Annotated in this window: 15 protein-coding genes; 3 read left to right on the forward strand and 12 right to left on the reverse strand. The window is 60.0% G+C overall.

Translation table 11 applies throughout. The features are described 5' to 3' along the window. Positions 1-36: 36 nt before the first annotated feature. From F8N43_RS21635 to F8N43_RS21645, 3 genes are read right to left on the reverse strand one after another with little or no spacing between them, the layout of a single operon-like run. Complete coding sequence (locus F8N43_RS21635) at positions 37-3,090, reverse strand: efflux RND transporter permease subunit (RefSeq protein ID WP_150633150.1); 3,054 nt, start codon at positions 3,088-3,090, stop codon at positions 37-39. Next, positions 3,087-4,154, reverse strand: a complete 1,068-nt coding sequence (locus F8N43_RS21640; RefSeq protein ID WP_150633151.1) for an efflux RND transporter periplasmic adaptor subunit — start codon at positions 4,152-4,154, stop codon at positions 3,087-3,089. Before F8N43_RS21640 ends, F8N43_RS21635 begins: the two co-directional genes overlap by 4 nt. After that, positions 4,151-5,254 carry an efflux RND transporter periplasmic adaptor subunit gene (locus F8N43_RS21645; protein ID WP_150633152.1) on the reverse strand — a complete coding sequence of 368 codons (1,104 nt, stop codon included), beginning with the start codon at positions 5,252-5,254 and terminating at the stop codon, positions 4,151-4,153. Before F8N43_RS21645 ends, F8N43_RS21640 begins: the two co-directional genes overlap by 4 nt. Positions 5,255-5,366: 112 nt before the next feature. Here F8N43_RS21645 and F8N43_RS21650 point away from each other — a divergent pair, with 112 nt between their 5' ends. Continuing rightward, on the forward strand, positions 5,367-6,563 hold the full coding sequence (locus tag F8N43_RS21650; RefSeq protein ID WP_150654334.1) for an AAA family ATPase: 1,197 nt from the start codon (positions 5,367-5,369) through the stop codon (positions 6,561-6,563). Positions 6,564-6,581: 18 nt separating this feature from the next. On the opposite strand, the gene F8N43_RS21655 is transcribed toward F8N43_RS21650, so the two are convergent. From F8N43_RS21655 to F8N43_RS21675, 5 genes are all read right to left on the reverse strand, one after another. Then, positions 6,582-7,715 carry an RHS repeat-associated core domain-containing protein gene (locus F8N43_RS21655; protein WP_150654335.1) on the reverse strand — a complete coding sequence of 378 codons (1,134 nt, stop codon included), beginning with the start codon at positions 7,713-7,715 and terminating at the stop codon, positions 6,582-6,584. 608 nt (positions 7,716-8,323) lie between these two features. Then, entirely contained in the window at positions 8,324-9,106 is a 783-nt protein-coding gene (locus F8N43_RS21660; protein WP_150633155.1) for a MetQ/NlpA family ABC transporter substrate-binding protein, read from the reverse strand. Positions 9,107-9,366: 260 nt separating this feature from the next. Continuing rightward, positions 9,367-10,296, reverse strand: a complete 930-nt coding sequence (locus tag F8N43_RS21665) for a sigma 54-interacting transcriptional regulator (RefSeq protein ID WP_150654336.1) — start codon at positions 10,294-10,296, stop codon at positions 9,367-9,369. A gap of 59 nt (positions 10,297-10,355) precedes the next feature. Then, a complete protein-coding gene (locus F8N43_RS21670) occupies positions 10,356-10,937 on the reverse strand; it encodes an alpha/beta hydrolase (RefSeq protein WP_150633157.1) in 582 nt (193 codons plus the stop codon). A 349-nt stretch (positions 10,938-11,286) separates the two neighbouring features. Beyond that, complete coding sequence (locus tag F8N43_RS21675) at positions 11,287-12,360, reverse strand: fatty acid desaturase (RefSeq protein ID WP_150635942.1); 1,074 nt, start codon at positions 12,358-12,360, stop codon at positions 11,287-11,289. Between the two features lie 100 nt (positions 12,361-12,460). Between F8N43_RS21675 and F8N43_RS21680 the strand changes: the two genes are divergently transcribed. After that, positions 12,461-13,465, forward strand: a complete 1,005-nt coding sequence (locus tag F8N43_RS21680) for an AraC family transcriptional regulator (protein WP_150635944.1) — start codon at positions 12,461-12,463, stop codon at positions 13,463-13,465. Between the two features lie 153 nt (positions 13,466-13,618). On the opposite strand, the gene F8N43_RS21685 is transcribed toward F8N43_RS21680, so the two are convergent. After that, positions 13,619-13,984 carry a response regulator gene (locus tag F8N43_RS21685; RefSeq protein ID WP_150633160.1) on the reverse strand — a complete coding sequence of 122 codons (366 nt, stop codon included), beginning with the start codon at positions 13,982-13,984 and terminating at the stop codon, positions 13,619-13,621. A gap of 70 nt (positions 13,985-14,054) precedes the next feature. Next, positions 14,055-14,741: a Crp/Fnr family transcriptional regulator gene (locus F8N43_RS21690; protein ID WP_150635947.1), complete on the reverse strand. Its 687-nt coding sequence runs from the start codon at positions 14,739-14,741 to the stop codon at positions 14,055-14,057. Between the two features lie 84 nt (positions 14,742-14,825). On the opposite strand from F8N43_RS21690, the gene F8N43_RS21695 reads away from it, so the two are divergent. Then, positions 14,826-15,344, forward strand: coding sequence for a DUF962 domain-containing protein (locus F8N43_RS21695; protein ID WP_150654337.1), 519 nt, complete (start codon positions 14,826-14,828; stop codon positions 15,342-15,344). 104 nt (positions 15,345-15,448) lie between these two features. Here F8N43_RS21695 and F8N43_RS21700 read toward each other — a convergent pair whose 3' ends face one another. Together F8N43_RS21700 and cysW are read right to left on the reverse strand one after the other, a co-directional pair. Beyond that, positions 15,449-16,438, reverse strand: a complete 990-nt coding sequence (locus F8N43_RS21700; RefSeq protein ID WP_150635953.1) for a sulfate/molybdate ABC transporter ATP-binding protein — start codon at positions 16,436-16,438, stop codon at positions 15,449-15,451. A 3-nt stretch (positions 16,439-16,441) separates the two neighbouring features. Continuing rightward, entirely contained in the window at positions 16,442-17,311 is an 870-nt protein-coding gene (cysW, locus tag F8N43_RS21705) for a sulfate ABC transporter permease subunit CysW (protein ID WP_150633163.1), read from the reverse strand. Positions 17,312-17,313: the final 2 nt, after the last annotated feature.

Below are 17,313 nucleotides of genomic sequence, written 5' to 3' on the forward strand. Positions count from 1 at the left end.
AGCTGGCTTGCCAGCGATGAGCGCGCAGCGCTCGCCTCAATGCACCTCTTTCTTCGGCTCGCGAATCTTGTACCAGGCCACATACAGCGCCGGCAAAAACAGCAGCGTCAGCAACGTCGCGATGATGATGCCGCCGATCATCGCGTACGCCATCGGCCCCCAGAACACTTCCCGCGCAATCGGGATCATCCCCAGGCTCGCCGCCGCGGCCGTCAGCAGAATCGGCCGGCGCCGATGTTCCGTGGCTTGCGCCACCGCATCCCACGGTGACAACCCCTCTTTCTCCAGGGCGTCGATCTGCGTCACCAGAATCACCGAGTTGCGGATGATGATGCCGATCAGCGCCAGAATCCCGAGGATCGCCACGAAGCCCATCGGTGTGCCAGTCGGGATCAACGCCAGCACCACGCCGATCAAACCAAGCGGCGCGACGCTCGCCACCAGGAACAGCTTCTGCACGCTGTGCAACTGAATCATCAGGAAAGTCGCCATCAAAAACAGCATCAACGGCACAACCTTGGCAATGGGTCCTTGAGCCTTGCCGCTTTCCTCGACCGTACCACCGGTGGCGACCTGATAGCCCACCGGTAAACCCGCGGCGAACTTGTCGATGGTCGGCTTCAGTTGCCTGACCAGATCGGTCGGCTGAATCTCGTCGCGCACCGCTGCCTTGATGGTAATGGTCGGCTTGCGGTCGCGACGCCACACCAGCGGCTGCTCCAGTTCGTAGCGCACGGTGGCGAAGGCCAGCAGTGGAATCGAAGTGCCGCTCGGCGTGACGATCTGCAGGTTCTGCAAGGTTTCCGGCGTGCCGCGCTCCGCGTCCACGGCGCGGCCAACGACGTTGATCAGGTAGATATCGTCATCGACCTGCGTCACCGGCGCACCGACCACGATGCTGTTCATCAGGGTGGCCACGTCTTCCGACGACAGCCCCAGTTGCCGCGCCTTGTCCTGAGCGATGTCGATGCGCAGGACTTTGCCTGGCTCGTTCCAGTCGTAAATGATCTCGCCAATGTGCGAGTTCTTGTCCAGCTCGGTGGCCAGGGCGATGGCCTGTTTGCGCACCTGGTCAATGTCCTTGCCGCTGACCCGGTACTGGATCGGACGCCCGACAGGCGGGCCCATTTCCAGCGCCTGGACGTAGCTGCCGATGCCGACGAAATCCTTGCGCAAGCGCTCGCGCAACCGCTGACTCAGGGCTTCTCGCGATTCCAGGCCCTTGCTGACGATGACCAATTGCGCGTAGTACGGGTTTTGCAATTGCTGGTCGAGCGGCAGGTAGAAACGGATCGCGCCTTCGCCGATGTAGCTGCTCCAGCGCACGACGTCCGGGTCATCCTTGAGCGACGCTTCGAGCTTGTCCACGGCCTTGCGGGTTTCATTGATGGATGCGTTTTGCGGCAGGTTCAGGTCGACGAGGATTTCCGGACGGTCCGAAGACGGGAAGAACTGGTTCTGCACGAACTGCATGGAAAACACCGACGCCACGAACAAGGCGATGGTGATGCCGATGGCCCACCAGCGATTGCGCATCGACCAGAGCATGCCGTAATTGAAGGCTCGGCCGATGCGGCCGGGCTCGGCGTTGTGCGGTTTCACGTTGGCGCTGAGGATGTGCACGCCGATTACCGGCGCGAACAACACCGCGACGATCCACGAGACCAGCATCGCCACGGCAATCACCGCAAACAGCGTGAAGGTGTACTCCCCCGCCGAACTGGCGTTCAGACCAATCGGCACGAAACCGGCCACGGTCACCAGCGTACCGGTGAGCATCGGGAATGCGGTTGAGGTGTAGGCGAATGTGGCCGCCTGCTCCTTGGTTTCGCCCATCTCCAGACGGGTGACCATCATCTCGACCGTGATCATCGCGTCGTCCACCAGCAGGCCGAGGGCGATGATCAAGGCGCCGAGGGAAATCCGCTGCATGGTGATGCCGCTGTACTCCATGAAGACGAAGACCATCGCCAGCACCAGCGGAATCGAGCACGCCACCACCAACCCGGCGCGCACGCCGAGGCTTACAAAACTGACCACCAACACAATCACCACCGCTTCGAACAGCGCGCTGGTGAAACCGCCGACGGCCTTTTCCACCACGGCGGCCTGATCGGAAACGGTATGCACGCCGACGCCCACCGGCAAATCAGCGGTCAGGTCGGTCATGCGCTGGTGCAGCGCCTTGCCGAACACCTGAATGTTGCCGCCCTTCTTCATGGCAATCGCCAGGCCGATGCCCGGGTGACCGTTGAAGCGAAACTCCGGCGTTGCCGGGTCGACGTAACCCCGACTGATGTCGGCAATGTCGGCCAGGCGATAGAAACGGTCGTTGAGCCGCAGGTTGACGTTTTCCAGGTCTTTCTCGGAAGCAAACTGCCCGGTGGTGCGCACGGAAATCCGCTCGGGGCCGGCGTCGATGACCCCGGCCGGCGTCACGGCGTTTTGCGATTGCAGGCTCTCCACCACCTGACGCTGATCGATGCCCAGCGCCGCCAGTTTGCGGGTGGAGAAGTTCAGGTAGATCACCTCATCCTGCTCGCCGACCATCTCGACCTTGCCCAGTCCTGGCACTTCACGGATCTCGGCGCGGACCTGCTCGACGTAATCGCGCAACTGGCGCATCGACAAGCCGTCAGCGGTGAAGGCGTACACCGAACCGAACACATCCCCGAACTCGTCGTTGAACCCTGGCCCTTGCAGGCCTTTGGGGAAGTCGCCGCGAATGTCGTTGATCTTCTTGCGCACCTGGTACCAGATTTCCGGGATGTCCTGGGCGCTGGTGGTGTCGCGCAGGTTGACGAACACCGTCGATTCGCCCGGCCGGGTGTAGCTTTTCACGTAGTCGAGGGAGTCGAGCTCTTCGAGTTTTTTCTCGATGCGGTCAGTGACTTGCTTGAGGGTTTCTTCCTGGGTCGCACCCGGCCAGCGGGTCTGGATCACCATAGTCTTGATGGTGAACGAGGGGTCTTCTTCGCGGCCGAGGTTCATGTACGAGAACACGCCCATCAGCAGCGCGATGAACATCAGATACCAGACAAACGACTGATGCTTGAGGGCCCATTCGGATAAGTTGAAACTCCCTTTCATTGTGGGCCGTCCTCATCGATTTTCACTTTCTGCCCTGGTTTCAGGCTGTTCACACCGGCACTGACAACGCGCTCGCCGGATTTCACGCCGTTGGCCAGGACCATCGTGGAATCGGTACGGCTGATCAGGCTGATGTCACGCGGGGAAACGGTTTGGGTCTGTGGGTCGATGACCCAGATTCGCGATTTGCCATCGACCTCTTGCAGCGCGGTCAGGGGCAGTTCGATACGCGGTTTGATGGCGGAGCTGAGGGTCACACTTATGGCGGTGCCCAGTCGGAAACCGGCGGGCGTATCGGTCAGGGTCAGGCGGGCGCGCCGGGTGCGGGTAGCGCTTTGGGCCTGGGGTTCGATTTCGCGGACGATGGCGGTGGTGGTGATGCTCGGGTCCAGTTGCACGGCGACCTGAAACACCACGTCTGCCGGCAACTGATCGACCAGCGTATCGGGCAGGTCAATCACCGCTTCCTTGATGTCGGGCTGCGCCAACGTCACCACTTGCTGGCCGGCGGTCACCACTTGGCCGGCTTCGGCACTCCACGCGGTAACGATGGCTTTATGGTCGGTGCGCAGTTCGACGTAACCGAGTTGGTCCTTGGCTTGATCGACCGCCGCTTTCGCTTGGTCGAGGGAGGCCTGCGTGGTTTTCAGATCGGTCTGGGCAATGTCCAGCTGTGCCTGCGCACCGACCCCGCGATTGAACAGTTCCTGCTGACGCCGGGCGTTGGCCTGGGCGTTGATCAGTTGCGCCTGAACCTTCGCCAGATCGCCCTCGGCCGAGCGCAGCTGGTTTTGCTGATCGGTGGGATCGAGCGTGGCGAGCAAGGCGCCCTTCTGGACTTCGGCGCCGACATCGACGTTACGGCTGGCGATCCGCCCCGGCACGCGGAAACCGACATTGGTTTCGTAGCGGGCCTGGATGCTGCCGGCGAAACGGCCGAGAGCTTCCTCGTCCAGCGCCAGCACTTTGATCGACAGAACCGGGCGCACCGGCTCCGGTGGCGGCTCTTTTTCCGAACAGGCCACCAGCATCACGCCAGCGAACACCAGCAACAGGCGCTTCATGGCTGGGCTCCTTCGGCGAGGTCTTTATAGGTGTTTTCGGCGATTTCCACTTTGACGCCGGGGTGCAACAACTGACCGCCGGCAATGACGACTTTTTCGCCGCCCTTCAGGCCATCACTGATGATGACTTTGCCGGTCAGGTAACGACCGACCGTGACCGTACGCAACTGCGCCTTGCCTTCGTCGTCCACCAGCCAAACAGCGGGGTCGCTGAGGTTTTTGGTCAGCGCCGACCACGGCAGCTCAACCGCCGATTTGCCCGGCGTCTTCGCCGTAGCGCTGACCACCGAGCCAAGCTGCATGCCTTCGGGCAATCCGTTAAGGGTGACTTTGACCTGAACCGTGCCGGTCTGCGCGGAAACGGCCGGGGTGATTTCCCGAACCGTGCCCGTGGTCTTGATGGCCGGGTTATCGAGCAGGCTGACCACGATCGTTTTGTCTCCCGGTGCCTCTGCCAGCAGCGATTCGTAGACGTTGAACACCGCGTCACGCTCACCGTCCCGGGCAAGGCTGAAAATCGGCATCGTGGCCTGCACCACCTGGCCGACTTCGGCCTGGCGGGCCGTAATCACCCCCGGTGCGTCGGCGATCAGCGCGGTATAACTCAGTTGCTCGCGGGCGTTGGCCAGTTGCGCCTGGGCGGCAGTCAACGCACTCTGGCTGCTGCGCAACGCAGCCTGGGCCGAGTCGTACTCGCTTTGACTGGTGTAGCCCTTGGGCAGAAGTTTTTGCTGGCGGACGAAGGCGGCGGCGGTCTGTTTGACCCGCGCCTGTTCGGCGACGACCTGTGCCTGGGCCGAGTCGAGGCTGGTCTGCAGGTCTTTCGGATCGAGTCTGGCGAGCACTTGTCTGGCTGACACCCGGTCACCGACATCGACCATGCGCTGGATGATCTTGCCGCCGACGCGGAACGACAGTTCGGTCTGGACGCGCGCCTGAACATCACCAGTGAGGGTCACGGACGCAGCGTAATCCGCCGCTTTGACCGCTTGCACAAACACCCGCGGACGATCCTTTTCGACCTGAGGTTTTTCCCCGCAGGCGCCCAGCAACACAAGAAGACTCAGGCCAATCACTCTTTTCAATCCGGGACCAGCCATGCAGACTCCTTTGCGTTGTACGAACGTGCCAATGTCGATACGACTGTGAGCTTAGAACAGGGTTCAACAGGTGCACAGGTTTGCTGCACGCTTAGCAATCAGGAAGCTTCCCATGCTCAAAACCCTCGCGGTGGCCAATTACCGCTCGATCAATAAACTGGTGATCCCACTGGGTCGTTTGAACCTGATCACCGGGCCGAACGGCAGCGGTAAATCCAACCTCTACCGCGCGTTGCGCCTGCTCGCGGAAACCGCTCAGGGTGGCGTGGTCAATGCGTTGGCCCGCGAAGGCGGGCTGGATTCGACCTTCTGGGCCGGGCCGCAAACCATCACCCGGCGCATGCGTAACGGCGAAGTACCGATCGAGGCGACGGTGCGTCACGGCGTCAAACGCCTGCGCCTGGGGTTTGCCGGCGAAGATTTCGGTTACTCGATCAGCCTGGGGCTGCCCGATTCCAACGGTCATTTCATGTTACCCGGGCACAGTTCACCCATTCCGTCACGGTTCAGTCTCGACCCGCAAATCAAGCGCGAATGCCTGTGGGCCGGGGCGTTCTATCGTCCAGCAAGTCTGCTGGTTGATCGCGACGGTCCGATGATCCGCACCCGAGCCAACCGCAATTGGGACGTGTTGGCTCAACACACGCCGACGTTCGACAGCCTGTTCGATCAGGTCGGCAGCTTGCGGACCTCACCGGAGGTGCTGGAGATGCGTGAGTTCATCCGCCGCTGGCGCTTCTACGACCACTTTCGCAGCGACGCCGACGCACCGGTGCGTCAGCCACAACTGGGCACCCGCACTCCGGTGCTGCACCACGACGGCAGAGATCTGGCGGCGGCGTTGCAGACCATCATCGAAATTGGCGACCCCGACGCCTTGCGCAACGCCATCAGCGATGCGTTTCCCGGTGCACGGCTGCATATCGAGCCGCTGGCCGGCGGCCGGTTCGCCATCGAGTTTTATCAGGAAGGGTTGTTGCGGCCGTTGTCGGCGGCGGAGTTGTCCGATGGTACGTTGCGCTACTTGCTGTTGGTGGCGGCTTTGCTGACGCCGCGACCACCGACGTTGATGGTGCTGAACGAGCCGGAAACCAGCCTGCATCCGGACCTGTTGCCGGCGTTGGCGCGCTTGATTATCCGTGCGTCGGAGCACTGTCAGGTGTGGGTGGTGTCCCATGCGCGGCGGCTGATTTCGGCGTTGCAGGAAGACCCGGAATGCAACTGCATCGTGCTGGAAAAAAATCTTGGGCAGACCGGGATTGTCGGGCAGCGGCTGCTGGATGAGCCGGCGTGGTATTGGCCGGATTAGGACTTCTTGATGGGGCTCTTAGGCCCTACGAATTTTTTTGTTCGAGTTCAAGGGGTCCCGCTGGCGTCTGGCCTTCAGAAATGGCCGATCAAACTCCACTCCAATCATCTCGTCGTATGATCGCTTCCCGCCCATCGTCACTGGGTCTGACCTGAACGTACCTGGTGTTTGTGGCGGAGCCGAAGCCTCGAAAGACATCGAAGACGCCGAGGAAGGCCGGGAAGACGAGGGCGGTGTCGCGCTTTTCATCTGCCCCTTGTTCTTCACAAAACTCATCAAAGCAGCTTCAGTCCCGGGTTTTTTCACAGCCCAGTAAGTGCCCACTCTCGAGGCTATCGCCAACGTTGTCAGCCCTAAAGCGACATACCCCAGTATTGCGGCTGCCTCAGGATCCTCGACGATTGCCACCACGGCACTGGCAACCCCAACCAGGCCTGTGGTGAGTACCGCACCACTGGCCGTTACCGTGCTTACTGCCGCAAAGGACTGTCTGGCCGGTAAATGCCTCAATGCACCGAATCTCAAGGCGTCCTTGGCCAAGTTATAGGAAGGGATGGCACGGGACATGCCCAGTCGTGTATTCGACACACTCAGGATGCTTGTGATTAATCGGCCTATTTCGGCAAACGAGCCAGTAGGATCACTGAAATTCCGCGGATCCCCCAGACAGTACGCATACGAATTTAACCCGCCCTGCCCAAACGGACTCAGCCGGTCAGGGCTGTTGAAACGCATCAGCACCGGGTTGAACCCCCGACGCCCGTTACCCAACAAGTAACACCCGGTGACAGGGTCGCGACGTTCGCCGTTAAAGCCGAGAAGACTGCTCAGACCGCTTTCGGCCCGATGATGACCGTAAGGTGTGTAGACCTTTGGCAATGCCCCCAACGAATCAATCAGCTGCAAAACGGAGCGCTGTTGATCGGTGGCCAGCAACTGGCTCTTGAGGATGTCGTTCTCGCTCGATTGCACGGCGAGCAGTTGCTCGCCGTGCTGAAAAACCGATTGACTGGCCTGCCCCTGCCGTTCCGTTACCAGATGCTGGCGGCGATAGAAGCGTTGCAGGCTGGCCTGACCGGCACACGCCATTCCTGCGATCAGGTCCAGGGCGTCATAGTGATACCGACACATAAGGGTGGGTGCAGTTGTCATGGATAAAGCCTCCTGATCGAAGGCCAAGCTTGCACTCAATCCAGCGCGTCGTGCACCTAGCAGAGCTGCTAGGTGCACGAGCGGTTTCAATGTGCAGTTATTCATCGCCGGTGCAATCGGCGCTTCGGCGCCCAGCGTCTGGCTGGCTTTTGGTGGTGCAGTCCATGGGCGGTGATAACCACTGGCAGGCACCGACTTTAAAAGCTTAAAAAGAAGTTTTTGAATACCGATAACGCCTATTGATATCACGCAAAAAACTATCCCGCGGATTTGCTGAGACCGAGGATGACGACTATTTTCCTTTTCGCTGTAGGAGGGATCTTTTTTTCAGAATGCCCCTCCAAGGACCCACAGCTTTTGGCCAGACTCCCGGCCGAACCATTACAAGGAGAGAACATGGCTGACGTAAAAGTACCGCAGCGACTGGATCCACAGGACATCGTGAAGTTGCTGATGGCGTTGCGCAGAGCGTTGAAGGCCAGGGTGGCCTGAGAGATGTAGATCATTCCCACGCGGAGCGTGGGAGCGATCAAAGCGTCATAAAAAACGCCGACGCTATTGCAAGCCGTCGGCGTTTGAAACCTTGAAGGGTTCGATGCTGCGTCGAATCAGAACGCCGGCAGTACCGCGCCGCTGTACTTCTTCTCGATGAAAGCCTTCACTTCAGGGCTGGTCAATGCCTTGGCCAGTTTCTGGATGGCTACGCTGTCCTTGTTGTCCGGACGAGCCACCAGGAAGTTCACGTAAGGCGAATCGGCACCTTCGATTACCAGCGCGTCTTTGGCCGGGTTCAGACCGGCTTCAAGTGCGTAGTTGGTGTTGATCATGTCCAGGTCAACCTGGTCCAGAACGCGCGGCAACATTGCGGACTCAAGCTCCTTGAACTTGAAGTTGTGCGGGTTCTTGGCGATGTCCTTCGGGGTAGCCAGAGCGTTTTTCGGGTCTTTCAACTCGATCAGGCCAGCCTTCTGCAGCAGCAGCAGAGCACGACCGCTGTTGCTGCCTTCGTTCGGGATTGCAATGGTTGCGCCGTCTTTCAGCTCAGCCAGGCTTTTGACTTTCTTCGAGTAGCCACCGAACGGTTCAACGTGAACGCCGATCACGGTCACCAGATTGGTGCCTTTGCCTTCGTTGAAGTTTTTCAGGTATGGCAGGGTCTGGAAGTAGTTGGCGTCCAGACGCTTCTGGTCAACTTGCACGTTTGGCTGAACGTAGTCGGTGAAGACTTTGATTTCCAGGTCCACGCCTTCTTTGGCGAGGGTTGGCTTGATCAGCTCGAGAATCTCGGCGTGTGGGACCGGGGTCGCCGCCACCACCAGTTTCTCGCCAGCCTGGGCCAGGCCCGCGGCCAGGGCAGCCGCCAATGCGGTGAACAACAGAACCTTTTTCATGCAGTGTCCTTATCGAAAATCACGGTCGTCATCGACGACGGCTAAGAGTACAAGTGCCAGTGAAGTGCTATCGCTGGCGTGATGCGGACAATACCGAGATTTTTTATTCCCGAACAATATCTTTTATTCACTTTCATATTCCATTTTGTTCATACAGCTCTAGCTCGCCCTTTCCCCTGCCCCCCCTGTAGAAGCCGGCTTGCCGGCGATGGCGTCTTCCCTGACACACCGCGCGGCCTGGATCGCGAGCAAGCTCGCTCCTACAAGAGCGTGGTGTTTCTGAGGAGTTGTTTCAGGGCGGCTTGTTCGTTGGCAGTGCCTTTGGTGAGGATGTGCTGAAGTTGCTGCTCAATCTGCGTCAGCGGCGCTGGTGCTTCGGGCAGGTTCAAATGTTCGGGCAAGATCTCGTCGCCAGTGCTCACCAGCAACGCAAAGTGAATGACGTTTTCCAGTTCCCGGGTGTTGCCCGGCCAACTGTGTTGTTCCAGCACCTGCTGCGCGGCCTCGCTGATCAGCGGCACCGGCAGGTCCAGGCGCTGGCTGTAAATGCCCAGGAAGTACTCGGACAACGACAGGATATCGCCCACCCGCTCACGCAACGCCGGCAGTTCCAGCTGACCTTCGCTGAGGTAGTGATAGAGCCGCTCATGGAATTTACCGGCAGCCACGGCTTGCGCCAGATCAATGCTGGTCGCAGCCACGAGACGCACGTCCACCGGGCTCGGTTGATGCGCGCCAACGCGAGTGACTTCGTGGTTTTCCAGTGCGGCGAGCAACTTGATCTGGATCGGCAACGGCAAGTCGCCAATCTCGTCCAGATAGAGCGTGCCGCCATTGGCGGAACCGAACCAACCGGCGCGACTGCTCGCCGAACCGCTGTAACTGCCGGCGGCATAGCCGAACAATTCGGCGTCGGCGTAGGTCGGGCTGATCGCGCCGCAATTGACCGATACAAACAACCCACCGCGATCACTGGCGCGGTGGATGTGTCGCGCCAACAGTTCTTTGCCGCTGCCGGTTTCGCCACGGATCAACACGGAGATCGAACGCGGGGCCAGTTGTTCCAGCTCGGCACGCAATTGACGCGAGCGCGGATCGACGAACACCAGCGCCTTGGCGCGGATGCTCAGCGGACTTTTTTCTGCGTCGGGAAAGGTCAGCAGTGGCTGACCGAAGGCTTCAAAACTCATGGCAGACTCCCGCCCAAAACCGCCGGGAGACGGGGGGCGATATTAAAAAGAAAAAAGGTTCAAGCGCGGCGCAGGGCGTGATGTTCCATGCGGTTTTGCAGGCGATACAGATAAGCAAAACCCTGCTCCCAACGCTGATGACCGGACTTCACGTTGATGTGCCCGGCACCCGACAGCACGCCTGCCTCGGCGCCCCAGTTACGTGCCAGTTCCAACGCACGTGGCGCGCTGACAGCAGCGTCATTGTCGGAGCTGACCACCTGGCTCGGGAACGGCAAAAGGTTCGTCGGAATCGGCGCAAAATTGCGCAGGGCCGGCGCGCAGGCCGGGCGCTCGACGTCCGCCGGCGCGACCAGCAAGGCACCGCGCACCTGGCGCAGAAAATTCAGCGGTGCAGTGGCCGCCCAATGCGCGACCGTGATGCAACCCAGGCTATGGGCAATCAAGATCACCGGCGTGCTGTCGGCGGCAATCGCCTCGGCCAATGCCGCCACCCAATCTTCACGACGCGGGGTCAACCAATCGGCCTGCTCCACCCGCGCGCTGTTCGGCAGGCTGTTCTGCCAGTGGCTTTGCCAATGATCTTCCGGCGATCCTTGCCAGCCCGGCACAATCAGATAGCGAATTGATTCGTTGCGCATGGGGGAGCTCTCCTGCTGCGTGTCTGTTCCCGGTCGAGTATAGGGAGGAGAGTTATATTCGTTAAGGAATAAGAAGCTATTTATTAAGACCAATATCGCATATGCGTAGCTCCCACAAAGGGTTGGTGTTTTTCCTGAGGAATAAAAAAGGGGCCGCACCCTGCCAAGGAGACGGCCCCGGAAACTCAAAATCTGTAGCGCAATGATTGGCGGAAACGGTTATCTAATAAAAGAATATTTAATTAACTTATTAGGCCTGAATCGCATATGCCGCTCACTCACCAAGTCATAACTTAGCGTCCCTTTAGGTCAAATTGATGACCAGCGTTTGAGTTTCCGGCTGCATCGATCACGCCCGAGCCGCGCGCACTTCCTGCGGCTCGACGGTTTCCTTGCGAACAAAGCGGTTTGCCCGTGCAAACGTACCGAAATCATTGAACCGCACACCCATCTCACGCATCACCTTGTGCGCCACCGGCACGGTCATCTGGCGAATGTAAAACGGTTCCTTCACCACAAAATGATGGATTCCATGGCTGCTGCCAAAGTTGAAGCAGAACGCTTGCATCGGCCACATCCACCATGGGTTCAGCACCTGGGTTTGCTGGATCACATTCCCCGGCTCCACATCACCGTAGTAATGCATGTTCGAGCTGACGAAGTGCAGGCAAAACGTGCGCAGCACATTCGGGCCGATGATCACCACCGCCGCAATGTCGATCACCTGCATCACCGAAAGCGTGGTCGCCGACCATTCAATCGGCGCTCCCAGCAGATGCGCGATGCCATTGGCGGCGTGGAAGCCGAGAAACACGTACCACGCGCCCCAATGCACCAGAGCGAGTGGCGCATAGACCTTCAAGGCGCGTTTTATGATGCTGAACTTGTGAGCCCAGGTCTTGGCCCGCAGCATGCGGATGAAGGCCGACATTACGTTGTCGCCGACCATCAATAGCCGCGCAAAACCCCAAGGCTCGCCGTTGGTGATCGCACGCTCTTCCATGTCGGCTTCAGTGCCGGACACCTTGTGGTGGTTGAGGTGCAGATTCCGTCGAATCCAAGGGTTGATCGTGCTCGGGCGCGCCAGCCACACCAGGCCCATCATCAGGTTGTGCGGTACGCGTTGTTTACGGAAGTACATGCTATGAATCAGGTCGTGCTCAAGCTCGTGGGTCAGCGACGCAAAAAAAGCGTTGAGCAGCAGACACACCCACCAGGCCATGTGCCCGCTGATGTACAGGGCTGCCGACCCGATCATTCCCGCCAAAGCGAAGGCCAGAATGCCTGCGCCCAAGGCGTCCTGATGGTTGAGCATCGGGTAGCGTTTACGCAGTTCGACCCCTTTGGCCAACACCACTTCGCGAATATGCGCGGCTCGCTGAGCTGCATTCAGTCGCTGGGGACTTGCAGAAGTACCGTCCATGCTTCCATCCTCTGGTTATTGATGTCCGCATCCTGCCTTGCGATCCCTCACAAGGCGGTAGCCGTGGACGCCAACCTGTTGACCGGAAGCGCCAATCAGCATGACTGAACCGACCTCCCTCGCCAGCTGGACCCGCGCCCTGCGCAAGCAACTCGATGCGCTGGGCCTCGACAGCACCGCCCTGTGCCACCAGGCGGGGCTCGACCCGCAATTGATGGACGACCCGAACGCCCGTTACCCGTTGTCGGGCACTACGCGGCTGTGGGAAATCGCGGTGCAGGTCAGCGGCGATCCGGCGATCGGCTTGCGGGTGTCGCGATTCGTCAGCCCGACCACCTTTCACGCACTCGGCTATGCACTGGTGGCCAGCGGCAGTTTGCGCGAGGTGTTCGAACGCATCGTGCGATATCACCAAGTGGTCAGCGATGCCCTGGAACTTGAATTGAGCCGCACCGAGGATCGCTACCGCTTTCGCCTGAAAATCCCGCCAGGCAACCCGGCGCCGGCGTTCGAAGCCATCGACGCCTTCGCCGCCATTTACGTGCGCACCTGCCGTAATCGACTGGGCCGCGACTACGCGCCCCTGGCGGTGTACCTGCGGCGCCCGGAACCGGCCGACGCCCATCAATGGCACAAAGTCTTCCGCTCACCGGTGTACTTTTCGGCCGACGAAGACCGCTTGGAGTTTTCTCTGGTGGACTTCGACAGTCACCTGGACGACGCCAACCCGGAACTGGCCGAACACAACGAAACCGTGCTCAAACGCACGCTGGCGCAGCTCAAGCCCATGACCTGGGAGCGTAAAGTCCGAGACGCCATTGAAGAACAACTGCCCGAAGGCGAGCCCAGCGCCGAACACATCGCCAAGGCCTTGCACCTGAGCTTGCGCAGTTTGCAACGGCATCTGGCAGACGAGGGCTGCCGGTTTGACACGCTGCTCAATGAAAGCCGCGAAAACCTCGCGCTGCTGCACCTGCGCGACCCGCAATGTTCGTTGAGCGAAATCAGTTATTTGTTGGGGTTTGCGGATACGAGCAGCTTCAGCCGCGCGTTCAAGCGCTGGACGGGGATGACGCCGGGGCAGTTTCGGGATGGGTTGCGGTGACAGGTCCGGAAGGCCCGTTGCCGGGTCTGGCCCCATCGCGGGCAAGCCCGCTCCCACAGGGATCTTGGGTGTGCAAATGATTCTGTGTACGACGCTGAACCTGTGGGAGCAGGCTTGCCCGCGATGGGGCCAGACCAGAAACCACAGTAATCCCTAACGCCCGCGATCTCGCCGCAACAACTTGCGCACCCGCGCCACCAGCTCGCTCACGGCAAACGGCTTGAGCAAGTAATCGTCCTCATGCAGCTCCAACCCGCGCAAGCGATCCTCGATGCCGTCCTTGGTGGTGAGGAACAGCACCGGCGTCTCGCCGAGCTTGCGGATCTGTTGCTGCAACTGCCAGCCATTCAACCCCGGCAGCATGACGTCAAGAATGATCAGCTCATATTCGCCGGACTCGATGAAGCGGCGGCCGTCCATGCCGTTGAGCGCCACATCCACCGAGTAGCTCGCCTCGTTCAGGCCCTTGGCCAGGAGTTTGGCGGTCTCCGGTTCGTCTTCCACTAACAGCACACGCATGGCACACCTCGATTGTCGTTGTCACAGGCTAGGCGCCTTCGCGGACAAAGCCCATCAATAACGCCGTGTTTCAAAAAATCGCCAACGCCCGCAACCGTTCGGCATCGAGAATTTCGATCTCGCCGTACTTCAGATTCAAAATCCCCTGACCCTGCAATTCCTTGAGGAGCTGATTAGTGGTCTGGCGCGACAGTGACAGCATTGAAGCAAGCTGTTCCTGCGGCAGTTGCAGCACACGCCGCGGCGGGACGATTTCGCCGTAGCCGTCGGCGATCATCAATAAACGATGCGCCAACCGAGCCGGCGCCGGCATCAGGCTCAACTGTTCGAGGTTGATGAAGGTCAGGCGCAGTTTCTGGCTCATCAGCAATGCCAGTTGCCGCCAGTACACCGGTTGCTCATCCAGCATGACCAGCAACGCGGTTTGCGGGATGTGCAGCAGGATGCACTGGCCGACGCCGAACGCATCGTGGGTGCGCGGCTGGCCGTCGAACAGGCAGATTTCGCCAAACCAGTGCGGCGACTCCACGAGGCTCAACAACGCCTCCTTGCCCTGCTCACTGACGGCGCCAATGCGCACCGCACCTTCGAGCACGGCGTACAGGCCACACGGCGGATCACCGCGCTGGAACAGCCGCTGCCCCGACGCCAGGCGCCGCACCTTGGCGCCGGCCAACAGACTATTCTGTAAAGGAACAGGTAGATGACTGAACCACTGCCCCGCTTCCAGGCGCGAACGCCAAACCTGCTTGTCCATCAAAACTCCTGGAGATTGTCGCCTGGCTGACAGAGCGAGCGGTGAACCCGGGGCATGATCAATCACCCTACAGGAGGAATAACAATGAAAAGCCTCGTTGACCATCTCAGTCAATACGCCGCCTACCACCGTGATCCACGCAATATTGCCAGCCACTTTATCGGTATTCCGCTGATTGTGGTCTCTGTCGCGGTGTTGCTGTCGCGGCCGCAATGGGCCGGGGGCTGGCTTTCACCGGCAGTGCTGGTCTCGCTGGCGTCGGCGTGGTTTTACGTGCGCCTGGAAGTACGCCTCGGGGTGTTGATGACTGCGTTACTGGGTCTGTGCGTTTGGGCAGGTCACGTGCTGGCACAGCAAAGCACGCTGGTGTGGCTGGCGAGCGGCATCGGGATGTTCGTGATCGGTTGGGCGATTCAGTTTGTCGGGCATCACTACGAAGGACGCAAACCGGCGTTTGTCGATGATGTGACGGGGTTGATTGTCGGGCCGTTGTTTGTAGTGGTTGAACTGGCGTTTTTGCTGGGGATGCGACGGGATCTGAAGGAGCAGATCGAGGCGCGGGTGGGTGGGGTACGTCTGCGTCAGAACAACGCTGCGGCGTAGGACGCCATCGCGGGCAAGCCCGCTCCCACAGGGAATTTGTAAACGACGCAAATCACTGTGGGAGCGGGCTTGCCCCGGGCGGCGTTCCGACGAAGCTTTTGCTCTTAAATGTTGGCGACTTTCTGCCAGACCTTCGGCTTGAAGAACAAGGTTTCGCCCTTCGCCAGGCCGATCAGGCTGTCGTGATCCTTCACCACTTCCGCTTCGATCAACTCGCTCTGGCCTTCGACCTTCAACGTCACCCGAGTCGTCGCGCCCAGCGGACGGATATCGCGCACCTCGGCCGCGTGATGATCGTCCAGTTCATGCCGCGACAGCGACACTTCGTGCGGACGGAACAGGACGTGGTTGTCTTCGCCCAGATGCAGACGGTTGGAGTCGCCGAGGAAATGATAAACGAAGTCGCTGGCCGGGTTTTCGTAGACGTCGCCCGGTGAGCCGATCTGCTCGATCACGCCCTTGTTCATCACCACGATACGATCGGCCACTTCCATCGCCTCTTCCTGGTCGTGGGTCACGAACACCGAGGTCAGGTTGATGTCTTCGTGCAGCCGCGCGAGCCAGCGGCGCAGCTCTTTACGCACCTTGGCGTCAAGGGCGCCGAAGGGTTCGTCGAGCAGCAGGACTTTCGGCTCTACCGCCAGGGCGCGAGCCAGCGCGATACGCTGACGCTGACCGCCGGAAAGTTGCTCCGGGTAGCGATCCGACAGCCAATCCAGTTGCACCATGTTCAGCAACTCATGGACTTTCACCGCGATCTGGCTTTCCGTCGGGCGCTGGTTTTTCGGTTTCATGCGCAAGCCGAACGCGACGTTGTCGAACACCGTCATGTGGCGGAACAACGCATAATGCTGGAACACGAAACCGACGTTGCGATCACGCACATCGTGGCCGGACACGTCTTCACCGTGGAACACGATGTTGCCCTGATCCGGGGTTTCCAGCCCGGCGATGATCCGCAACAGCGTGGTCTTGCCGCAACCCGACGGGCCGAGCAGCGCCACGAGTTCGCCGCTTTGAATGTCCAGGCTGATGTCATTGAGCGCCTTGAACGCGTTGAAATTCTTGCTGACGTTACGCACTTCGATCGACATGAATTATTCCTCCGCGGCGCTGGCGCGCAGGCGGTTAATACGGTTTTCGCTCCACTGCTTCAGCAGCAGGATGAAGAGCGCCATGATCAGCAACAGGCTCGCCACAGCGAACGCGGCCACGTGGTTGTATTCGTTGTAGAGGATCTCGACGTGCAGCGGCAAGGTGTTGGTCACCCCGCGAATGTGCCCGGAAACCACCGACACCGCACCGAACTCACCCATCGCCCGCGCGGTACACAGCACCACGCCGTAGATCAGGCCCCATTTGATATTGGGCACGGTGACGTGCCAGAACATCTGCCAGCCATTGGCGCCGAGCAGACGCGCGGCCTCTTCTTCCTGCGTGCCTTGTTCCTGCATCAGCGGGATCAGTTCGCGTGCCACGAACGGCACGGTGACGAAGATCGTCGCCAGCACGATACCCGGCAACGCGAAGACGATCTGGATGTCGTGATCCTGCAGCCACGGGCCGAAAAAACCCTGCGCGCCAAACATCAGCACGTAGACCAGACCGGCGATCACCGGCGACACCGAAAACGGCAAGTCGATCAGGGTCACCAGAATGCTTTTACCGCGGAACGAGTACTTGCTAACGCACCACGCGGCGCTGACGCCGAACACAAGGTTCAACGGGACCGAAATCAACACGGCAATGACCGTGAGCTTCAGCGCTGACAGCGCGTCGGGCTCAAGGATCGCGGTGAAGAACGAACCCAGGCCATTCTTCAAACCCTGGGACACCACGATCACGAGCGGCAGCAACAGGAAAAGGGCAAACACCAGCCAGCCTAGACCGATCAGGATTCGCCGTGAACTGGCACTGCCACGGCGGGCAGCGTTCGAGGAAGCAGCAGCAATAGATGATTGGGACATTT

This window comes from Pseudomonas fluorescens (genome assembly GCF_902498065.1).
In the GTDB taxonomy this organism is placed as follows: Bacteria; Pseudomonadota; Gammaproteobacteria; order Pseudomonadales; family Pseudomonadaceae; genus Aquipseudomonas; species Aquipseudomonas fluorescens_BJ.